Here is a 16,497-nt window from a genome sequence, read left to right on the forward strand (position 1 = left end):
GGTTTTCCACAGGGGTGGCCGCGAGGGGGTGGCCTTGGCACAGTGGAGGACATGCGCGGGTGGTGGCGGGACCTCACCGACCTGGTACTGCCGACCGAGTGCGGAGGCTGCGGCAGGCCGCGCACGGTGCTCTGCCGGGAGTGCCGGGCCGCGCTGAGCGGGACGGCGCCGTGCCGGGTGCGGCCGCTGCCGGAGCCGCCCGGCCTGCCCGCCGTGCACGCGGCGGCTCCGTACACGGACGAGGTGCGAGCCACGCTCCTGGCCCACAAGGAGCGCGGCGTGCTGGCCCTGTCCGGCCCGCTGGGAGCCGCCCTGGCCGGTGCGGTGCGGGCGGGGCTCCGGGCCGGGCTGACGGCGGACTGCGGGGTGCGGGTGGGGCCCGGGACACGGGCGGATCGCGGGGCGGGCGCGCCGGTGCTGCTCGTGCCCGTGCCGTCCGCGCGGAGTGCGGTGCGGGCCCGGGGGCACGATCCGGCGCGGCGGATCGCGCTCGCCGCGGCGGGGGAGCTCAGGCGGTCCGGGACGCCGGCCCGGGTCCTCGCGGTGCTGCGGCAGCGCCGCGCCGTGGCCGACCAGTCGGGGCTGAACTCCCGGCAGCGAATGAACAATCTCGCGGGTGCGCTGGAGGTGGCCGCCGGGAGTGCCCGGCTGCTGCTCGGCGGTCCGGTCGTGCTCGTCGACGACCTGATGACGACGGGGGCCTCGTTGAGGGAGGCGGCGCGTGCCCTGAACGCGGCCGTGTACGGCGCGGAGACCCGGGAAGAGATGGGGGAACGGAAGATCGGAACGGGGTGGAAGGGGGCGAACTCGGTGTATCGCGCACCGGAAGTGGCGAGTGTGCGCCACGCCCGTGAGGTGATCTGCGCGGCCGTCGTCGCGGCCCCGCCGGATTCTTTCGCAATAAACCGGAACTGGCAGTGAAGTTGCGTCGTTGCAGGCAATGAGGGGCCAATTCACTTGATCGGAGGTACGTCGCAGTAGAGGGTGACGTCATCCGTCCGGGCGAGATATGTTCGGTTGGTAGGGAAAGGCGCAGGCCATCCCCGTCATATCCGATTGCCGCGCCGCGGGTTTTCGCAATCACTCGCGCCGACGGGGTGGAGATCTCGCCCACGGGGGAGGAGGAGGTGGACGTCACCGAGTCCGAGGTTCCGGGCCTGACCGGAACCGGGTGCAAAAGGGAGATGCTCCGCCAGTGGAGCGGAGTGATCCGGGAACGGAGTTCTGCGTGGACATCGTCGTCAAGGGCCGCAAGACCGAGGTGCCCGAGCGGTTCCGCAAGCACGTGGCCGAGAAGCTGAAGCTGGAGAAGATCCAGAAGCTCGATGGCAAGGTGATCAGCCTCGACGTCGAGGTGTCCAAGGAGCCCAACCCCCGACAGGCCGACCGGTGCGACCGAGTGGAGATCACGCTCCGCTCCCGCGGTCCGGTGATCCGGGCGGAGGCAGCGGCCAGCGATCCGTACGCGGCACTCGACCTCGCCGCGGAGAAGCTGGACGCCCGGCTGCGCAAGCAGCACGACAAGCGGTTCTCGCGTCGCGGCGCGCGCCGGATCTCGGCCGCCGAGGTCCCCGACCACGTGCCGGACGCGGCGACGCTGAACGGGAACGGCGTCCCGGTCCGGGAGGAAGAGGAAGAGGGCCAGGTGCCCACCAAGAGGATCGGCTCCCTGGAAGTGCAGGGGGACGGGCCGATCGTCGTCCGCGAGAAGAACCACGTCGCCTCCCCGATGACCCTCGACCAGGCTCTCTACGAGATGGAACTGGTCGGGCACGACTTCTATCTGTTCGTCGACTCCGAGTCGAAGGAACCGAGCGTCGTCTACCGGCGCCACGCCTACGACTACGGCGTGATCCACCTCAGGACGGACACGATGGTCACGCAGGCGCCCCCTCCCGAGGCAGGCGGCACGCTGGGCGGCTGACCCGGCGGACTGACAGCTGAGACGGTGCCCCTGGAGCGCGCGTGCGCCCCCAGGGGCACCCGTGTGCGACCCCTTCGCGCACTGCTCTGTCACCGCGGCGCCGTCCGAGCATGAAATCATGGCCGCAACGGCTCAACCGATGGGCCGTTGCCTTGGGTTGGCGATGGCGTCGAACAGCAGGCCAAGCCTTCAGGGGGAGGAACGATGGCGGACAGCTTCGGACCGATGCGGGACGAGGGTGCCGGCGGCGGCGTCGTCGGCATGGGCCCGGAGGCGGGCACTCCACGCAAGGAGCCGATCAGAGTCCTTGTCGTGGACGACCATGCCCTCTTCCGCCGCGGCCTGGAGATCGTGCTGGCGGCCGAGGAGGACATCCAGGTCGTCGGCGAGGCGGGCGACGGCGCCGAGGCCGTGGACAAGGCCGCCGACCTGCTGCCGGACATCGTGCTGATGGACGTACGGATGCCGAAGCGGGGCGGGATCGAGGCGTGCACCTCCATCAAGGAGGTCGCGCCCAGCGCCAAGATCATCATGCTGACGATCAGCGACGAGGAGGCCGACCTCTACGACGCCATCAAGGCGGGCGCGACCGGCTACCTCCTCAAGGAGATCTCCACCGACGAGGTGGCCACGGCCATTCGCGCGGTGGCCGACGGCCAGTCGCAGATCAGCCCCTCGATGGCGTCGAAACTGCTCACCGAATTCAAGTCGATGATCCAGCGGACCGACGAGCGGCGTCTCGTCCCCGCTCCCCGGCTCACCGACCGTGAGCTGGAGGTCCTGAAACTCGTGGCCACCGGGATGAACAACCGGGACATCGCCAAGGAGTTGTTCATCTCCGAGAACACCGTGAAGAACCACGTGCGCAACATCCTGGAGAAGCTCCAACTGCACTCCCGGATGGAAGCCGTGGTCTACGCGATGCGGGAGAAGATCCTCGAGATCCGGTAGAGCCGTCGGCCCGCCAGCCGTCGCTCGCCGAGCCGCCGAGCCCCCGAGCCGCCCGGGACCGGGACCGGACGCCGGCAGCGATCAGGCGAGGGCCCGTGCGAGTTCCCGGACGAGAGGTTCGCGGAGTTCGGATGCGTCCACCCGCTCCACCCGTACGTCCGTGCAGTCCACCCAGCTCGCCGCCTCGACCAGCGCCTGCGCGACGGCGGGCACGGCCCGGACGCCGTCCAGGGTGACCTGCTTCGCCACCAGCGTGCGGCCCTCCCGCGCGGGGTCCACCCGGCCGACGAGGCGGCCACCGGCCAGTACCGGCATGGCGAAGTAGCCGTGCACCCGCTTCTGCTTCGGGACGTACGCCTCCAGACGGTGGGTGAAGCCGAAGATCCGCTCCGTGCGCGCCCGCTCCCAGATCAGGGAGTCGAAGGGGGACAGCAGCGTGGTGCGGTGGCGGCCGCGCGGGGGCGTGGCGAGCGCCGCCGGGTCCGCCCAGGCCGACTTGGACCAGCCCTCGACCGCGACCGGGACCAGACCGGAGTCCGCGATCACCGCGTCGACCTGCTCGCCCTTGAGCCGGTGGTAGTCGGCGATGTCCGCGCGGGTGCCGACGCCCAGTGACCGGCCGGCGAGTCCGACCAGGCGGCGCAGGCACTCGGTGTCGTCCAGCTCGTCGTGCAGGAGCGTCTGCGGCACCGCGCGCTCGGCCAGGTCGTACACCCGCTTCCAGCCGCGGCGCTCGACGCAGACCACCTCCCCGTACATCAGGGCGCGTTCGACGGCGACCTTGGTGCCGGACCAGTCCCACCACTCGCTGGTCCGCTTCGCGCCGCCCAACTCGGTCGCCGTCAGCGGGCCTTCGGCCCGGAGCTGCTTGACGACCTGCTCGTAGGCGCCGTCGGGCAGTTCGTGGTTCCAGTGCGGGCGGTTGCGGTAGGCGCGGCGGCGGAAGGCGAAGTGCGGCCACTCCTCGATGGGGAGGATGCACGCGGCGTGCGACCAGTACTCGAAGGCGTGCGTCCCCTTCCAGTAGGCGTCCTCGACCGTCCTGCGGCCGGCCGCGCCGAGGCGGGCGTAGGGGACCAGTTCGTGGGAGCGCGCGAGGACGGAGATGGTGTCGAGCTGGACCGCGCCCAGATGGCGCAGCACGCCGCGGACGCCGGACCTCCGGTCGGGGGCGCCCAGGAGGCCCTGGGCGCGCAGGGCGATGCGGCGGGCCTCGTCCGCGGAGAGGGCGGTGGTGGGACGCGGGACGGTCGTCATGGGCGGCACCTTAGGGGGTGGCACTGACAGCGCGGCCCGAGCTGCGCCTTCGCCGGCTACACCGGCCGGGTGGGGGCGGGCAGGTACGGCGCCGCCGACGCCAGTTCCAGGTCCGACGGCAGCAGGGAGCCCACCCAGCAGTCCCGCCGCACACCCCTGCTGTTGAGGGCCGAGCGCAGGGTGCCCTCCAGCGTGAACCCCGCCCGCTCGGCCACCGCGCGGGAGGCGGCGTTGCCGACCTCGGCGCGCCACTCCAGACGGTCGACCGACAGCGTCGTGAAGGCCCAGCGGGCCGCGGTGAGGACGGCCTCGGTGATGTAGCCGTGGCCGCGGTGCTCCTTAGTGGCCCAGAAACCGATCTCGCCCTCGCCCAGGGAACGCATGGTGATGCCGAGCGTCCCCGCCAGTTCGTCCCCGGGCAGGAAGACCCCGAAGATGAACATCGACCCGTCGGCCCAGCCCTCGGGGACCATCTCCTCCGTGAAGCCCCGCGCGTGCTCCGGCAGGTACGGGGAGGGGACCGTGGTCCAGCGCTGGATGTCGGGGTCCTGCGCGGCGGCGTACACCGCGTCGGTGTCCTGCGGGCCCGGGGCGCGCAGCAGGAGGCGGTCGGTGGTGAGCGTGACGGGTTCCATCGGCCGATTCTGCTCGGGGGGCCCGACGAACGCCATTCCTTTTGCACCCGGTGAGCGGGCGATCACAATTCGCGCAATTCGCGGCCCCGACGCGGCACCATCCGCGACCCCCGGCCGTTGTCCCCTGTGAAGGCGCCGCGAAGCCGCCGAGAACCGCCGTCACGGCAGGCCCTCCCGGCTTGGCGGGGTCCTCGCATACGATGGCCGTTGCTCAGTACGTCCAATGGAAACCGACCGTCCCAGGCCCGACCGGCAAGGAGACCAACCCCCGTGTCCGTCCTCTCGAAGATCATGCGTGCAGGCGAAGGCAAGATCCTGCGCAAGCTGCACCGCATCGCGGGCCAGGTCAACTCCATCGAAGAGGACTTCGTCGGCCTCTCCGACGCCGAGCTGCGGGCCCTCACCGACGAGTACCGCCAGCGGTACGCGGACGGGGAGAGTCTGGACGACCTGCTGCCCGAGGCCTTCGCCACCGTGCGCGAGGCGGCCAAGCGCGTCCTCGGACAGCGCCACTACGACGTCCAGCTGATGGGCGGCGCCGCGCTCCACCTCGGCTACGTCGCCGAGATGAAGACCGGTGAGGGCAAGACGCTGGTCGGCACCCTGCCCGCCTATCTGAACGCCCTGTCGGGCGACGGCGTCCACATCGTCACGGTCAACGACTACCTGGCCGAGCGCGACTCCGAGATGATGGGCCGCGTCCACCGGTTCCTCGGCCTGAGCGTCGGCTGCATCCTCGCCAACATGACGCCGGCCCAGCGCCGCGAGCAGTACGCGTGCGACATCACCTACGGCACGAACAACGAGTTCGGCTTCGACTACCTGCGCGACAACATGGCCTGGTCGCAGGACGAGCTCGTCCAGCGCGGGCACAACTTCGCCGTCGTCGACGAGGTCGACTCCATCCTGGTCGACGAGGCCCGTACGCCGCTGATCATCTCCGGCCCGGCCGACCAGGCCACCAAGTGGTACGGCGACTTCGCCAAGCTGGTCACCCGTCTGAAGAAGGGCGAGGCCGGCAACCCGCTCAAGGGCGTCGAGGAGACCGGCGACTACGACGTCGACGAGAAGAAGCGCACGGTCGCCATCCACGAGGCCGGTGTCAGCAAGGTCGAGGACTGGCTGGGCATCGACAACCTCTACGAGTCGGTGAACACCCCGCTGGTGGGCTACCTGAACAACGCCATCAAGGCCAAGGAGCTCTTCAAGCGCGACAAGGACTACGTCGTGATCGACGGCGAGGTCATGATCGTCGACGAGCACACCGGCCGTATCCTCGCCGGCCGCCGCTACAACGAGGGCATGCACCAGGCGATCGAGGCGAAGGAAGGGGTGGACATCAAGGACGAGAACCAGACGCTCGCCACGATCACCCTGCAGAACTTCTTCCGTCTCTACAACAAGCTCTCCGGCATGACCGGTACGGCGATGACCGAGGCGGCCGAGTTCCACCAGATCTACAAGCTCGGCGTCGTCCCCATCCCGACCAACAAGCCGATGGTCCGCAAGGACCAGTCGGACCTGATCTACCGCACCGAGGTCGCCAAGTTCGAGGCGGTCGTCGACGACATCGCCGAGAAGCACGAGAAGGGCCAGCCGATCCTGGTCGGCACCACCTCGGTCGAGAAGTCCGAGTACCTCTCGCAGCAGCTCAGCAAGCGCGGCATCCAGCACGAGGTGCTCAACGCCAAGCACCACGAGCGCGAGGCCCAGATCGTCGCGCAGGCCGGCCGCAAGGGCGCCGTGACGGTGGCGACGAACATGGCGGGCCGCGGTACGGACATCAAGCTCGGCGGCAACCCCGAGGACCTCGCCGAGGCGGAGCTGCGCCAGCGGGGCCTGGACCCCGAGGAGCACATCGAGGAGTGGGCCGGGGCGCTGCCCGAGGCGCTCCAGCGCGCCGAGCAGGCGGTCAAGGCCGAGAAGGACGAGGTCGAGCGCCTCGGCGGCCTCTACGTCCTCGGCACCGAGCGCCACGAGTCGCGCCGGATCGACAACCAGCTGCGTGGTCGTTCCGGCCGCCAGGGCGACCCGGGCGAGTCCCGCTTCTACCTCTCGCTGGGCGACGACCTGATGCGCCTGTTCAAGGCCCAGATGGTCGAGCGCGTCATGTCGATGGCGAACGTGCCGGACGACGTGCCGATCGAGAACAAGATGGTCACCCGCGCGATCGCCTCCGCCCAGTCGCAGGTGGAGACGCAGAACTTCGAGACCCGTAAGAACGTCCTGAAGTACGACGAGGTCCTCAACCGCCAGCGCGAGGTCATCTACGGCGAGCGGCGCCGCGTCCTGGAGGGCGAGGACCTGCACGAGCAGGTCCAGCACTTCATGGACGACACCATCGACGCCTACATCCAGGCCGAGACCGCCGAGGGCTTCCCGGAGGACTGGGACCTCGACCGGCTGTGGGGCGCGTTCAAGCAGCTCTACCCGTGCAAGGTCACCATCGAGGAGCTGGAGGAGGCGGCCGGCGACCGGGCGGGCCTGACCGCGGAGTTCATCGCCGAGTCCATCAAGGACGACATCTACGAGCAGTACCAGGCCCGTGAGGCGCAGCTCGGCTCGGAGATCATGCGTGAGCTGGAGCGCCGGGTCGTGCTGTCGGTCCTCGACCGCAAGTGGCGCGAGCACCTCTACGAGATGGACTACCTCCAGGAGGGCATCGGCCTGCGCGCGATGGCGCAGAAGGACCCGCTGGTCGAGTACCAGCGCGAGGGCTTCGACATGTTCACCGCGATGATGGAGGGCATCAAGGAGGAGTCCGTCGGCTACCTGTTCAACCTGGAGGTCCAGGTCGAGCAGCAGGTCGAGGAGGTCCCGGTCGAGGAAGCCCAGATGGTGCCGGAGGGCGTCCAGGACGCGGTTCCGGCGCAGGCGGGTGCCCGCCCCGAGATCCGCGCGAAGGGCCTCGACGCCCCGCAGCGGCGGGACCTGCACTTCTCCGCGCCGACCGTGGACGGTGAGGGCGGCATCGTCGAGGGCGAGTTCGCCACCGACGACGAGCCGTACCGCTCCGAGTCCGACGGCCTCACCCGTGCGGAGCGCCGCAAGCAGGCCAAGGCGGGTCGTCGCCGCAGGAAGTGACGGCGGCTCCGTCAGGAGCAGCGACCGTCGAGGGCCGGGCATCCCCCAGGGATGCCCGGCTCTTCGCTTTCCGGTTCTCGACCTCCGCCGGTGGTTCTCAGTCGTCGTCCGGGCGGGGCATCCGGGGGCCGCCCAGTTCCACCGCCGTGCAGCGCCAGCGCAGATCGCGGCCCTGCTCCAGGCGGAAGGCCATGGCGCGCAGTTGGTCGCCCGCCCCGATGCGGGCGAAGGCCTCCAGGGCGCCCGGCCGGGCCTCGTAGTAGCCGATGTCGCGGACGACGGGCCGGGTGCCGCGGGCGCGCAGAGGGCCGCGGGCCGCGAGCCAGGCCAGTTCGTCGTAGGCGCGGCCCGCGGTGTGGCGGAGCATCCAGTGCACCGGCCGCTGCCCGCTGAGCACGGCCAGCAGTCGGTCGGCGAAGAGTTCGGCGGTGACCGGGTGGGGGCAGGCGCCGGGCCGGACGGGGGAGGTGCCGCTTCGGCCGGCGTCGGCGCTGCTCCGGCCGGGGAGGGCCGCACTCGGGCTCGGGGCAGTCGCGCTCGGGCCCGGGACGGCCGCACCGCGGCCCGGGACGTCCCCACACGGGCTTGGAGCAGCCGCGCTCGGGCCCGGGACGGCGGCGCTGATGCCCGGGGCGGACGAGGGGCGGGTGGCCGGGACGCGGGACGGGCCTGCCGGGGAGGTCGGCGGACGGGTGTCGGTGGGACGGGTGCGGGTGGCGGGTGTGGCGCGTGGTGGGCCCGGAGGGCGGCTGCCTCCTGTCGTACGCGTGGGGGTTCCGCCCGGTGTGCGGGGCGGGCCGCCGGGGCGGCGGGAGTCGTGACGGCCCGCGGGGCGGGTTCCGTGGCGGCGCTGGTTCCTGGTCATGACCTTGTTCATGGAGTCCCCGATCGAGGTCACCCGGGTTGTACCGGTCGGTAACTTGCTGGTGGGGATCTTGTACGGGGCCGGGGCCGGCGACGGCAAACGCGCCGTGGCCCGGAGCGGGCGGCGGACGAATTCACCTATCCGAGTGGTCGCGGTGGCTCGAAAGCCCGAGGGGACGGGGGCGTACCGGGTGACGGCGGAGGCGTGAGGTGGACGGGTCCGGGGGTGCGGCCGGGAACCCGAAAGGGGACGGCCGCACGTATCCTGAAGGGCGTCCGGGAGGCGGGTTCGCAGCCGCCCGGAGCCCCTGCGGAACCCACCGACCACGAAGGCGGCCAGCCATGCGCGTCTACGTCCCCCTGACCCTCCCCGGGCTCGCCGAGGCGTACAAGACGGGTGAGCTGGCCGCGGGACCGTTCGTCGCGTACGCGGTCACGCCCGCCCTGCGCGAGTGGTACGTCTCCGACGACATCGAGGAGCTGGAGTACGCGGCGCTCAGCCGGTCCGCACTGGCCTCGCTGCGGCTGCTCGCGGCGGACCCGGACGCCCCGCGGCGCCGGGTCGTGGTCGCGGTCGACGTGCCCGACGGCGCGGCCGCGGTCGACCCCGACCGGGGGCTCGACCCGGCGGCGCTCGGCGAGGTGCGGGTGGCCGGAAGCGTGCCGCTGGCCAAGGCGGCGGCGGTGCACGTCGACGCCGGCGACGCGGAGGCCGATGTGGCCGCCGCGGCCGGGGCGCTCCAGGCTGCGGACGGGGGCGACGACGACGCGCAGTTCGTCGTGGACGGCGCCGAGGACCACGAGCTGCTGTGGTACGCCACGCAGGAGATCCCCAACCTGGTGGGTCTCGGCGACTGAGCCGCCGGCCGTGCGCCGGGCCCGCCCCGGTGCGCTCGTCCGGCGTTCTCTTGCTTGTCGGGGGCGGGGGGTAGGTTCTTGGACATGGGGAAGTCAGGGGCGCACATCGTCTGGGACTGGAACGGCACGCTGTTCCACGACAACGAGGCGATCATCGGGGCGACGAACGCGGCCTTCGCCGAGCTGGGCCTGGAACCGATCACGCTGGAGCAGTACCGGGCGCTGTACTGCGTGCCGGTGCCGAAGTTCTACGAGCGGCTGTTGGGGCGGCTGCCGACCGACGCCGAGTGGCTGATCATGGACGAGGTCTTCCACCGGTACTACACCGAGCACCGGGTCCGCTGCGCGCTGACCGACGGCGCGGTGGAGCTGATCACGGGCTGGGTCTCGGCAGGCCACAGCCAGTCGATCCTCAGCATGTACGGGCACGACGACCTCGTGCCCCTGGTCCGGGGCTTCGGCATAGAGGCGCACTTCCTGCGCGTCGACGGGCGTACGGGGCCGTCCGGCGGCAGCAAGGCCGAGCACATGGTGCGCCACCTCGGCGCCCTGGCCGGGGCGGTGCGGGCCGAGCGCACGGTGGTGATCGGCGACGCGGCCGACGACGCGGTGGCCGCGCGGCACGCGGGGGCCCGGGCGGTGCTGTACACCGGCGGTTCGCACAGCCGGGCCAGCCTGGAGGAGGCGGGGGTGCCGGTGGTGGACACCCTGGCGGAGGCCGTCGCCGAGGCGCAACGCCTCGCCGCCTGAGCGCGCGACCGGCCCGCGCCCGGACCTGCACAGGCCCGGGCATCAGGCCCGCACGACCAGGCCTGCGTCGCAAGGCGCGACCGGCCCGCGCCTGGCCGCGCACCAGGCCCGTACGACCGGCCTGCGTCTGAGCGCGCGACCGGCCCGCGCCCGACCGCGTACCAGGCCCGTACCGGCTCGCACGACGCGCCTGCCCGTAGGACCGGCTCGCACGACGCGCCCGGCCGCATGACCGGTTCGCGCGACGCGCCTGCCCGCATGACCGGTTCGCACGACGCGCCCGGCCGCATGACCGGTTCGCACGACGCGCCTGCCCGCATGACCGGTTCGCACGACGCGCCTGCCCGCATGACCGGTTCGCGCGACGCGCCTGCCCGCATGACCGGTTCGCACGACGCGCCCGGCCGCATGACCGGTTCGCGCGACGCGCCTGCCCGCATGACCGGTTCGCACGACGCGCCCGCCCGCATGACCGGCTCGCGCGACGCGCCCGGCCGCATGACCGGCTCGCGCGACGCGCCCGGCCGCATGACCGGCTCGCGCCCGCGAACCGCCCGCGCCCGGCCGCGCGCCCCACCGCACCTGACCGGCCGCCCCACCGCACCTGACCGGGCGCGCCGCCGCGCCCCGCCGGGACGCCCCGCCGGGACGCGCCCGGCCCGGATACGACGCCTGCGCTTCCGCCGCCCCTGTGCAGATCGTCAAAGTTCGACCCCTGTATTTGTACACATACGGCTCATGACGGGTCCCCCGTCGGGAGCGATAGCCTTGTGGCGTGATCAGCGCGATAGCTCGCGGAGGCACCGGCGCCTCCGCTCCGCGCCCGGCATGCACGGACGACATCCGTGACCGGGCGGCACTCGCTGGTCCGCGCGGGCGGGACGGGTCCTCGACGGCCCCCAGGACGCCGCACGAGGGCCAGATGCCAACGCCGCCGAGAGCAGCGTCACACGCATCGGTCGGGTCGAAAATGGCCGACAACCCCCCGCTCATCTCACCTTGCGGCATAGCGTCGGAACGGACCGGACACCCCGGGCCGAGGCGTCACGCCGAAGGGGAAGAGACCGTACTTCCTTCTACGTCACGCAACGGCGCGCGACAGGAGCCAGAGGACAATGCAGACCAAGCTGGACGAAGCCAAGGCCGAGCTGCTCGAGAGGGCCGCCCGGGTAGCTGAGAACAGTCCGGTGGGGGGGAACCTACCGACCGGTACGACGGGCGAGGGCACCCCGGACCGGGATTCCGTGCTCGCGTTCCTCCAGCGCTACTACCTGCACACCGCCCCGGAGGACCTCGCCGACCGCGACCCGGTCGACGTCTTCGGAGCCGCTTTCTCCCACTACCGTCTCGCTGAGAACCGCCCGCAGGGCACGGCCAACGTCCGGGTGCACACCCCGACCGTCGAGGAGAACGGCTGGACGTGCAGCCACTCCGTGGTCGAGGTCGTCACCGACGACATGCCGTTCCTCGTCGACTCCGTCACCAACGAGCTGACCCGGCAGGGCCGGGGCATCCACGTCGTCGTCCACCCGCAGTTCGTCGTCCGCCGCGACGTCACCGGCAAGCTCCTGGAGGTGCTGCCGAAGCCGCCCACGGGCGAGTTGCTGCCGCACGACGCGCACATCGAGTCCTGGATCCACGTCGAGATCGACCGCGAGACCGACCGCGCCGACCTCAAGCAGATCACCGCCGACCTGCTGCGTGTCCTGTCCGACGTCCGCGAGGCCGTCGAGGACTGGGAGAAGATGCGCGACGCGTCGATCCGCCTCGCAGAGGCGCTGCCCGGCGAGCCCAGGCCCGGCGACCTGCGCGCGCAGGACGTCGAGGAGGCCCGCGAGCTGCTGCGCTGGCTCTCCGACGACCACTTCACCTTCCTCGGCTACCGCGAGTACCAGCTGCGCGGGGACGACTGCCTGGCCGCCGTGCCCGGCACCGGGCTCGGCATACTGCGCGCGGACCCGCACCACGCCGGTGACGACGCCCACCCGGTCAGCCCGTCCTTCGAGCGGCTGCCCGCCGACGCCCGCGCCAAGGCCCGCGAGCACAAGCTGCTCGTGCTGACGAAGGCCAACAGCCGCGCCACCGTGCACCGGCCCTCGTACCTGGACTACATCGGCGTCAAGAAGTTCGACGAGCAGGGCGAGGTCATCGGCGAGCGCCGCTTCCTCGGCCTGTTCTCGTCCGCCGCGTACACCGAATCGGTGAGGCGGGTTCCGGTCATCCGGCGCAAGGTCGAGGAGGTCCTGGAGCGCGCCGGCTTCTCGCCCCACAGCCACGACGGTCGCGACCTGCTGCAGATCCTCGAGACCTACCCGCGCGACGAGCTCTTCCAGACCCCGGCCGACGAGCTGCAGGCCATCGTCACCTCCGTGCTGTACCTGCAGGAGCGCCGGCGGCTGCGCCTGTACCTGCGCCAGGACGAGTACGGCCGCTACTACTCGGCACTGGTCTACCTCCCGCGCGACCGCTACACCACCGGTGTCCGGCTGCGGATCATCGACATCCTCAAGGAGGAACTCGGTGGCATCAGCGTCGACTTCACGGCCTGGAACACCGAGTCGATCCTGTCCCGGCTGCACTTCGTGGTCCGGGTCCCGCAGGGCACCGAGCTGCCGCAGCTGTCCGACAGCGACAAGGAGCGCATCGAGGCCCGTCTGGTGGAGGCCGCCCGCTCCTGGGCCGACGCCTTCTCCGAGGCCCTGACCGCCGAGCTCGGCGAGGAGCACGCGGCCGAGCTGCTGCGCCGCTACCACAATGCCTTCCCCGAGGGCTACAAGGCCGACCACTCCCCGCGCGCCGCGGTGGCCGACCTGGTGCACCTGGAGCGGCTGAACGCCGACCGGACGTTCGCCCTGAGCCTGTACGAGCCGGTGGGCGCCGCGCCCGAGGAGCGCCGCTTCAAGATCTTCCAGAAGGGCGGCTCGGTCTCCCTGTCCGCCGTCCTGCCGGTGCTCAGCCGGCTCGGCGTCGAGGTCACCGACGAGCGGCCGTACGAACTGCGCTGCGCCGACCGTACGACCGCGTGGATCTACGACTTCGGCCTGCGGATGCCCGCCTCGGGCACCGGCGACTACCTCGGTGACGACGCCCGCGAGCGGTTCCAGGAGGCCTTCGCGGCCGCCTGGACCGGCCGGGCGGAGAACGACGGGTTCAACGCCCTGGTGCTGAGCGCCGGGCTGACCTGGCGGCAGGCGATGGTGCTGCGCGCGTACGCCAAGTACCTGCGCCAGGCGGGCTCCACCTTCAGCCAGGACTACATGGAGGACACCCTCCGCGACAACGTCCACACCACCCGCCTCCTGGTCTCCCTGTTCGAGGCGCGCATGGCGCCGGAGCGGCAGCGCGCCGGGCACGAGCTGGTGGACGCGCTGCTGGAGGAGGTCGACGCGGCGCTCGACCAGGTGGCCTCGCTCGACGAGGACCGGATCCTGCGGTCCTTCCTCACCGTCATCAAGGCGACCCTGCGCACCAACTTCTTCCAGGCGGCGGCGGACGGCGGCCCGCACGCGTACGTCTCCATGAAGTTCGACCCGCAGGCCATCCCGGACCTGCCGGCGCCGCGTCCGGCGTACGAGATCTGGGTGTACTCGCCGCGGGTCGAGGGCGTGCACCTGCGCTTCGGCAAGGTCGCCCGAGGCGGCCTGCGCTGGTCCGACCGGCGCGAGGACTTCCGTACCGAGATCCTCGGCCTGGTCAAGGCGCAGATGGTGAAGAACACCGTCATCGTGCCGGTCGGCGCCAAGGGCGGCTTCGTCGCCAAGCAGCTCCCGGACCCGAGCGTGGACCGGGACGCCTGGATGGCGGAGGGCGTCGCCAGCTACCGGACGTTCATCTCCGCGCTGCTCGACATCACCGACAACATGGTCGCGGGGGAGGTCGTCCCGCCCAAGGACGTGGTCCGGCACGACGGCGACGACACCTATCTCGTGGTGGCGGCCGACAAGGGCACGGCGACGTTCTCGGACATCGCCAACGAGGTCGCCGAGGCGTACGGCTTCTGGCTCGGCGACGCCTTCGCCTCCGGCGGCTCCGCGGGCTACGACCACAAGGGCATGGGGATCACGGCCCGCGGCGCCTGGGAGTCCGTGAAGCGGCACTTCCGGGAGCTGGGCGTGGACACCCAGACGGAGGACTTCACGGTCGTCGGCATCGGCGACATGTCCGGTGACGTGTTCGGCAACGGCATGCTGCTGTCGGAGCACATCCGCCTGGTGGCGGCCTTCGACCACCGGCACATCTTCATCGACCCGAACCCGGACGCGGCCACCTCCTACGCCGAGCGGCGCCGCCTGTTCGAGCTGCCCCGCTCCAGCTGGGCCGACTACGACACGGGGCTGTTGTCGGCGGGCGGCGGGGTGTTCCCGCGGAGCGCCAAGGCCATCCCGGTCAACGGGCACATCCGCGAGGCCCTCGGCATCGAGCCGGGCGTCACCAAGCTGACCCCGGCCGACCTGATGCGGGCGATCCTCAAGGCGCCGGTGGACCTGCTGTGGAACGGCGGCATCGGCACCTACGTCAAGGCCAGCACCGAGTCCCACGCGGACGTCGGCGACAAGGCCAACGACGCCATCCGCGTCGACGGCGCCGACCTGCGCGTCCGGGTCGTGGGCGAGGGCGGCAACCTGGGCCTGACCCAGCTCGGCCGGATCGAGTTCGCGCGCCACAACGGCAAGATCAACACGGACGCCATCGACAACAGCGCGGGCGTGGACACCTCCGACCACGAGGTGAACATCAAGATCCTGCTCAACGGCCTGGTCGCGGACGGCGACATGACCGTCAAGCAGCGCAACAGGCTGCTCGCGGAGATGACCGACGAGGTCGGCGCGCTGGTGCTGCGCAACAACTACGCGCAGAACACGGCGATCGCCAACGCGCTCGCCCAGTCCAAGGACATGCTCCACGCCCAGCAGCGCTTCATGAAGCACCTGGTGCGCGAGGGCCACCTGGACCGGGCACTGGAGTTCCTGCCCACCGACCGCCAGGTCCGTGAGCGGCTGAACTTCGGCCAGGGCCTGACCAGCCCGGAGACGGCCGTCCTGCTGGCGTACACGAAGATCACGGTGGCCGAGGAGCTGCTGCACACCTCGCTGCCGGACGACCCGTACCTGCGCGGACTGCTGCACGCCTACTTCCCGACGGCGCTGCGCGAGCGGTTCCCGGAAGGCATCGACGGCCACCCGCTGCGCCGTGAGATCACCACGACGGTGCTGGTCAACGACACGGTCAACACCGGCGGCACGACCTATCTGCACCGGCTGCGCGAGGAGACCGGCGCCTCGCTGGAGGAGATCGTCCGGGCGCAGACCGTGGCCCGCGCGATCTTCCGCTCCGGTCCGGTGTGGGACGCGGTCGAGGCCCTCGACAACAAGGTCGAGGCCGATGTGCAGACCCGGATCCGGCTGCACTCCCGCCGCCTGGTGGAGCGCGGCACGCGGTGGCTGCTCAACAACCGGCCGCAGCCGCTGGAGCTCACCGACACCGTCGCGTTCTTCGCCGACCGTGTCGAGCAGGTCTGGTCCGAGCTGCCCAAGCTGCTGCGCGGCGCGGACCTGGAGTGGTACGAGCAGGTCTACGACGAGCTGACCGGGGCCGGGGTCCCGGACGAGGTGGCCACGCGGGTGGCCGGCTTCTCGTCCGCCTTCCCGGCGCTGGACATCGTCTCGGTGGCCGACCGGATGGGCAAGGACCCGATGGACGTCGCCGAGGTGTACTACGACCTCGCCGACCGCCTCAGCATCACCCAGCTGATGGACCGCATCATCGAGCTGCCGCGCGCCGACCGCTGGCAGTCCATGGCCCGCGCGGCGATCCGCGAGGACCTGTACGCGGCGCACGCGGCGCTGACCGCGGACGTCCTGGCGGCCGGCAACGGCAGCTGCACGCCGGAGCAGCGCTTCAAGGTGTGGGAGCAGAAGAACGCGGCGCTGCTGTCCCGGGCGCGCACCACCCTGGAGGAGATCCGCGGCTCGGACGAGTTCGACCTCGCCAACCTGTCGGTGGCGATGCGGACGATGCGTACGCTGCTGCGCACCCACTCGTAGCCGCACCGCGTTCCGCGTCATCGAGGGCGCCCCGGCCGCACCGGCCCGGGGCGCCCTCATGGCGTCTCACGCCGTCTCCTGGCCGACCTCACACCGTTCTCATGCCGTCCTCCGGACGGGCCCCGCGCGG

General features: G+C 71.6%; 10 protein-coding genes. 7 read left to right on the forward strand and 3 right to left on the reverse strand.

What is annotated here, in order from left to right; all coding sequences use genetic code 11:
• Positions 1-51 precede the first annotated feature (51 nt).
• From ACF1A5_RS30205 to ACF1A5_RS30215, 3 genes are all read left to right on the forward strand, one after another.
• Complete coding sequence (locus ACF1A5_RS30205; protein ID WP_392196055.1) at positions 52-921, forward strand: ComF family protein; 870 nt, start codon at positions 52-54, stop codon at positions 919-921.
• 307 nt (positions 922-1,228) lie between these two features.
• Positions 1,229-1,924 carry a ribosome hibernation-promoting factor, HPF/YfiA family gene (gene hpf / locus ACF1A5_RS30210; protein ID WP_392196056.1) on the forward strand — a complete coding sequence of 232 codons (696 nt, stop codon included), beginning with the start codon at positions 1,229-1,231 and terminating at the stop codon, positions 1,922-1,924.
• 204 nt (positions 1,925-2,128) lie between these two features.
• On the forward strand, positions 2,129-2,875 hold the full coding sequence (locus tag ACF1A5_RS30215; protein ID WP_392196057.1) for a response regulator: 747 nt from the start codon (positions 2,129-2,131) through the stop codon (positions 2,873-2,875).
• A gap of 81 nt (positions 2,876-2,956) precedes the next feature.
• Here ACF1A5_RS30215 and ACF1A5_RS30220 read toward each other — a convergent pair whose 3' ends face one another.
• Positions 2,957-4,132 carry a winged helix-turn-helix domain-containing protein gene (locus ACF1A5_RS30220; protein WP_392196058.1) on the reverse strand — a complete coding sequence of 392 codons (1,176 nt, stop codon included), beginning with the start codon at positions 4,130-4,132 and terminating at the stop codon, positions 2,957-2,959.
• A gap of 56 nt (positions 4,133-4,188) precedes the next feature.
• Positions 4,189-4,767 (reverse strand): GNAT family N-acetyltransferase, encoded by a 579-nt coding sequence (locus tag ACF1A5_RS30225; protein ID WP_392196059.1) that lies wholly within the window; start codon positions 4,765-4,767, stop codon positions 4,189-4,191.
• 270 nt (positions 4,768-5,037) lie between these two features.
• On the opposite strand from ACF1A5_RS30225, the gene secA reads away from it, so the two are divergent.
• Positions 5,038-7,851, forward strand: coding sequence for a preprotein translocase subunit SecA (gene secA, locus ACF1A5_RS30230; RefSeq protein WP_392196060.1), 2,814 nt, complete (start codon positions 5,038-5,040; stop codon positions 7,849-7,851).
• A 97-nt stretch (positions 7,852-7,948) separates the two neighbouring features.
• On the opposite strand, the gene ACF1A5_RS30235 is transcribed toward secA, so the two are convergent.
• Entirely contained in the window at positions 7,949-8,728 is a 780-nt protein-coding gene (locus ACF1A5_RS30235) for an Rv3235 family protein (protein ID WP_392196061.1), read from the reverse strand.
• A 329-nt stretch (positions 8,729-9,057) separates the two neighbouring features.
• On the opposite strand from ACF1A5_RS30235, the gene ACF1A5_RS30240 reads away from it, so the two are divergent.
• From ACF1A5_RS30240 to ACF1A5_RS30250, 3 genes are all read left to right on the forward strand, one after another.
• Positions 9,058-9,573 carry a DUF6912 family protein gene (locus tag ACF1A5_RS30240; RefSeq protein ID WP_392196062.1) on the forward strand — a complete coding sequence of 172 codons (516 nt, stop codon included), beginning with the start codon at positions 9,058-9,060 and terminating at the stop codon, positions 9,571-9,573.
• A gap of 84 nt (positions 9,574-9,657) precedes the next feature.
• Positions 9,658-10,323, forward strand: coding sequence for an HAD family hydrolase (locus ACF1A5_RS30245; RefSeq protein WP_392196063.1), 666 nt, complete (start codon positions 9,658-9,660; stop codon positions 10,321-10,323).
• Between the two features lie 1,115 nt (positions 10,324-11,438).
• Positions 11,439-16,367 (forward strand): NAD-glutamate dehydrogenase, encoded by a 4,929-nt coding sequence (locus tag ACF1A5_RS30250; RefSeq protein WP_392196064.1) that lies wholly within the window; start codon positions 11,439-11,441, stop codon positions 16,365-16,367.
• Positions 16,368-16,497 lie beyond the last annotated feature (130 nt).

Origin of the sequence: Streptomyces sp. NPDC014864 (genome assembly GCF_043081525.1) — a bacterium.
Lineage (GTDB): Bacteria > Actinomycetota > Actinomycetes > Streptomycetales > Streptomycetaceae > Streptomyces.

Bases quoted from the DNA above. Each gene is read 5' to 3' on its own strand.
- ACF1A5_RS30240 (WP_392196062.1), top strand. From the start codon at position 9,058: ATGCGCGTCTACGTCCCCCTGACCCTCCCCGGGCTCGCCGAGGCGTAC.
- ACF1A5_RS30205 (WP_392196055.1), top strand. From the start codon at position 52: ATGCGCGGGTGGTGGCGGGACCTCACCGACCTGGTACTGCCGACCGAG.
- ACF1A5_RS30215 (WP_392196057.1), top strand. From the start codon at position 2,129: ATGGCGGACAGCTTCGGACCGATGCGGGACGAGGGTGCCGGCGGCGGC.
- ACF1A5_RS30235 (WP_392196061.1), bottom strand. From the start codon at position 8,728: ATGAACAAGGTCATGACCAGGAACCAGCGCCGCCACGGAACCCGCCCC.
- ACF1A5_RS30245 (WP_392196063.1), top strand. From the start codon at position 9,658: ATGGGGAAGTCAGGGGCGCACATCGTCTGGGACTGGAACGGCACGCTG.
- ACF1A5_RS30220 (WP_392196058.1), bottom strand. From the start codon at position 4,132: ATGACGACCGTCCCGCGTCCCACCACCGCCCTCTCCGCGGACGAGGCC.
- ACF1A5_RS30225 (WP_392196059.1), bottom strand. From the start codon at position 4,767: ATGGAACCCGTCACGCTCACCACCGACCGCCTCCTGCTGCGCGCCCCG.
- ACF1A5_RS30250 (WP_392196064.1), top strand. From the start codon at position 11,439: ATGCAGACCAAGCTGGACGAAGCCAAGGCCGAGCTGCTCGAGAGGGCC.